2 protein-coding genes are annotated in these 5,207 nt (G+C 44.6%); both read left to right on the forward strand.

Annotated features, from left to right (window positions below):
• Positions 1-2,040: ABC transporter substrate-binding protein (locus QUB56_RS36220; RefSeq protein WP_332961190.1), on the forward strand; the 2,040-nt coding region annotated here is incomplete at its 5' end.
• A gap of 666 nt (positions 2,041-2,706) precedes the next feature.
• Entirely contained in the window at positions 2,707-4,575 is a 1,869-nt protein-coding gene (locus tag QUB56_RS36225; protein WP_332961191.1) for an ABC transporter substrate-binding protein, read from the forward strand.
• Positions 4,576-5,207 lie beyond the last annotated feature (632 nt).

Below are 5,207 nucleotides of genomic sequence, written 5' to 3' on the forward strand. Positions count from 1 at the left end.
ATTTTAAACTCTATTCATCAAGCAAATGTTATTCATCGCGATATTACACCTTCTAACTTAATTCGGCGCCAAACAGATCGACAAATTGTTTTAATAGATTTTGGGGCGGTCAAAGAAATCGGTACTTTTACCTCTAACTCGACAGGTGAAATATTAACATCGCAGGCGATCGGCACCAGGGGTTATATGCCTCCGGAACAATACAATCCGCAGTCTACCCCGCAACCCTACAATGATATTTATGCACTAGGAATCATCGCGATTCAAGCCCTCACCGGGCGGCGTCCCACCAATCTGTCGCAAGACCCCGAAACTTGTGAATTTATCTGGGATTATTTAACATCTGAACCCGTTAGCGATGGTCTAAGAAATATTTTAAACAACATGGTGCGTTTCCACTTTCAGCAGCGCTACCAATCTGCTGCTGAGGTATTGCAAGACTTGGATTCGCTTCAATTGACACCCCCACCGCCACCACCACCACCGCCACCGCCTGTATTGACACCGCCACCACCACCGCCACCACCACCGCCACCGCGTGTATGGAACTTTCGTTGGTTGCTGTTCGGAGTTGCGGTACTGGGCGTTGCATTGGCGATCATACTTTTAATCCCCAGAATTTTCCCGCCTAGACCGTCCCCAGATGGTGAAAGTTCTGGCGAAAAACTCCTAGTGCAACCCTCCCGCCGTTGGCCAAAACAAAGGGGAATCAAAGAGTTTGCCGACTCCAATTATCCCGAAGCTTTAAAATTGCTCAAACTGTCCTGGAAAGAAGACCGCAAAGATCCAGAAACTTTAATTTACATGAACAATGCTCTGCTGAAGGCAATAAATGCAGAATATTACACGATCGCCATTGTTGTTCCCATCCGCAGAAATCAGGACGGCAAGATCCTCGACGCAAATTTAGCCGAAGAACTTCTCCGCGGCATTGCTCAAGCTCAAACCGAAGTTAATTTAGGTCTTCTGGCTGCAAATGAGAACAATAAAGATTTTCCCGGTCAAGGCTTTCTCGAACCAAAATCTATTAACGGAAAAGGTCTCAAAGTCATCATTGCTGATGATGGCAATATCATACCCTACGCTGTTCAAAGGGCTAAGGATCTGGTCGCTCAGCCCGATATTCTAGCAGTCATCGGACACTATACTAGCGACATGACTGTTGAAACAGTAGATATTTACGATCGAAATCAACTCGTCGCCATTTCTCCGGGAAGCACAACAGAAGAACTGACGCGAAAACCTCGAAAATCTTTCTTTCGGACGGCTCCGACAACTAGCATAGAAGCTGAATCTTTAGTAAATCAACTGCTCAGCGTCGGTGAGAAAAAAGCCGCAGTATTTTACAATCCCAACAGTCCGTTCACCGCTTCTTTGTGGGAAGAATTCAAAAAGCAATTTGAAGCCCAAGGAGGAGCGACTTCTAGAAGCAGTAAGTATTCCGACTTATCTCAAAATAATTTTAACGCCGAAGCAGCAATCAATGAAGTTAAGAAAGGCGGAAAAACAGCCTTACTTCTCATTCCCGACGGTCAAGTTACTAATTCCCTGGAAAATGCGATCGAAATGATTAAAGCTAACAACGATCGCAATTGGGTTGTCGGGCCCTGGACGCTGTACGATCCGAGAACGTTAGAACTAGCAAAAGAGCTAAAGTCTGTTGAAAAACTGGCTATATCCACGTTTTGGCATCCGTTAAAAAGTTTTGACAAAAAATTTCCGCAAAACGCTGAAAAATTGTGGGGAGGCCCGGTCAATACTCGCTCGGCTTTAACCTACGATGCCGGCCGGACGCTGATTAAAGCCCTAGAAATGCAGCCTGAACCCAGCCGCGAAGGAATGCAAAAAACCTTGGCCGCTCCCAACTTTCAAGCTGCAGGAGCCACGGGTATAATTAAGTTTGACCCGAAGACGGGAAATCGGCTAAACCCTCCTCAACAATTGGTGCATATTGTACCGTGTCGTAAAGAACAGTTTGGTTTCACCTTTGTGCCGATCGAATTTCCCACAGCCGCGGCCGCAGGTTTAAAGTGCGAGTGAATTGATATCTTGTGGCATTCTCCACAAACCTGTAGGGGCTGGTTTTACGAAGTATAATTGCCTAAAATCAATAATCTCATAAACCCGCCCCCACCCGATGATAAAATCCTCAATATAAAATTGTGCAAAATGTGCGAGTGAATTGATATCTTGTGCCGAAGGCAGTAGTCGGCCAGAGCTTTAAACCCCACAGCCGACTAGGGCGACAGGTGCAAAATATCCATTTATTAGAGATATTAAAAAAAGCTAGTTTTTTTTATAATAATCCTTAGGGCTATCAATCTCGATTGGGTGACAGTAGCGGCAATTTTCCTCTCCAACATTCCCGAAGGACTCTCCAGCGCCGCCGGCATGAAAAAAGCAGGGAGATCGATCGGTTACATTCTCAGATACTATGATGCCCGAAGCATTCGATGAAACTCACGATTTTGCTAGACTAATTACTGTCTGCGGGTTTTTAGCTGCTTTTGTACTCAGCAAGTTAGCAGAAAGATAATTGGGAATTAACGATCGGTCATGACTAATGTAGAATTGCCAATTGCTGAGAGTTATAGTATTTTTGATAGAGACACAGAGGAATTTGATAGGTTGCCAAGCTGTATCAGGCAACAAAAAAGCTTATAATCAACATCAACGATCGCACCTCCACAAGGAACTAGAAAATTTATGTGTCTCAATCCCGGAGAGATACTGGCCGGACGCTACAGAATCATTGCTCGATTAGGACAGGGAGGATTCGCTAGAACCTACACCGCTCAAGATATACAAAACCCCGAAAATCCCCCGTGCGTAATCAAGGAAATTCCTTTTCCTCAATCCGAAAATCCCCAGGTATTGGAAAGAGCCAGGAGGCGATTTCAAAGGGAAGCTAGGGCTTTGCAGACTCTAAGAAATAACTCGCGCATTCCTGAATTGTTCAATCACTTTGAGGAAAATGGCAATTTTTACTTAGTTCAAGAATACATTCAAGGAACTCCCCCAGGGCCACCGCGTGTATGGAACTTTCGTTGGTTGCTGTTGGGAGTTGCGGGACTGGGCGCTGCATTGGCGATCGTACTTTTAATCCCCAGAATTCCCCCGCGAATCCCCAGAATTCCCCCGGGAGCAACCCTGCCTACACCCTCCGCCGATGGTGTAAGTTCTGGCGAAAAACTCCTAGTGCAAGCCTCCGCCCCTTGGCCAAAACAAAGGGCAATCAATGAGTTTGCCGACGGAAATTATCCCGAAGCTTTAAAATTGCTCCAACAGTTTTGGAAAGAAGAGCGCAAAGATCCAGAAACTTTAATTTACATCAACAATGCTCTACTGAAGGCAATAAAGGCAGAATATTACACCATCGCAATTGTTGTTCCCATCCGCAGAAATCAGGACGGCAGCATCCTCGACGCAAATTTAGCCGAAGAACTTCTCCGCGGCATTGCTCAAGCTCAAACCGAAGTTAATTTAGGTCTTCTCAAACCCAATGACAGCAGCAATAAAGATTTTCCCGGTCAAGGCTTTCTCGAACCAAAAGCTATTAACGGAAAAGGTCTCAAAGTCATCATTGCCGATGACGGCAATATCGAATCCTACGCCAAGCAAAGGGCTAATTATCTGGTCGCTCAGCCCGATATTCTAGCAGTCATCGGACACTATACTAGCGACATGACTGTTAAAACAGTAGATATTTACAATCGAAATCAACTCGTCGCCATTTCTCCGGGAAGCACAACAGAAGAACTGACGCGAAGACCTCGAAAATATTTCTTTCGGACGGCTCCGACAACTAGCATAGAAGCTGAATCTTTAGTAAATCAACTGATATTGGTCGGTGAAAAAAAAGCCACAGTATTTTACAATCCCAACAGTCCGTTCAGCGCTTCTTTGTGGGAAGAATTCAAAAAGCAATTTGAAGCCCTAGGAGGAGAGACTTTTAGAATCCGTAATTATTACGACTTATCTAAAAATAAAAATAATTTTAACGCCGAAGCAGCAATCAAAGAAGTTAAGAAAGGCGGAAAAACAGCCTTACTTCTCATTCCCGACGCTCAAGTCACTGATTCCCTGGAAAATGCGCTGGCAATGATTAAAGCTAACAACGATCGCAATTGGGTTGTCGGGCCCTGGACGCTGTACGAGCCGAGAACGTTAGAACTAGCAAAATATCTAAAGTCTGTTGAAAAACTGGCCCTATCCGTGTTTTGGCATCGGTTAACAAGTTTTGACAAAAAATTTCCGCAAAACGTTGAAAAATTGTGGGGAGGTCCGGTCAATACTCGATCGGCTTTAACCTACGATGCCGCCCGGACCCTGATTAAAGCCCTAGAAATGCAGCCAGAACCCAGCCGCGAAGGAATGCAAAAAACCTTGGCAGGTCCCAACTTTCAAGCCGCAGGAGCCACGGGTATAATTAAGTTTGACTCGAAAACGGGAAATCGGAAAAATTCTCCTCAACAATTGGTGCATATTGTACCGTGTTCTAGAGAACAGTTTGGTTTTACCTTTGTGCCGATCGAATTTCCCACAGCCGCAGCCGCAGGTTTAAAGTGCCAGTGAATTGATATCTTTTGGCATTCTCCACAAACCTGTAGGGGCTGGTTTTACGAAGTATAATTGCCTAAAATCAATAATCTCATAAACTTGTCCCCACCAGATGATAAAATCCTCGATATAAAATTATGCAAGATCTGCGAGTGAATAGATATCTTGTGCCGAAGGCAGTAGTCGGCCAGAGCTTTAAACCCCACAGCCGACTAGGGCGACAGGTGCAAAATATCCATTTATTAGAGATATTAAAAAAAGCTAGTTTTTTTTATAATAATCCTTAGGGCTATCAATCTCGATTGGGTGACAGTAGCGGCAATTTTCCTCTCCAACATTCCCGAAGGACTCTCCAGCGCCGCCGGCATGAAAAAAGCAGGGAGATCGATGGGTTACATTCTCAGATACTATGATGCCCGAAGCATTCGAGGAAACTCACGATTTTGCTGGACTAATTACTGTCTGCGGGTTTTTAGCTGCTTTTGTACTCAGCAAGTTAGCAGAAAGATAATTGGGAATTAGCCATCAGTCATCACTAATGTATAACTGCCAATTGCTGAGAGTTATAGTGTTTTTGATAGAGACACAGAGGAATTTGATAGGTTGCCAAGCTGTATCAGGCAACAAAAAAGCTTATAATCAACATC

This window comes from Microcoleus sp. AR_TQ3_B6 (genome assembly GCF_036702785.1).
Classification (GTDB): Bacteria; Cyanobacteriota; Cyanobacteriia; order Cyanobacteriales; family Microcoleaceae; genus Microcoleus.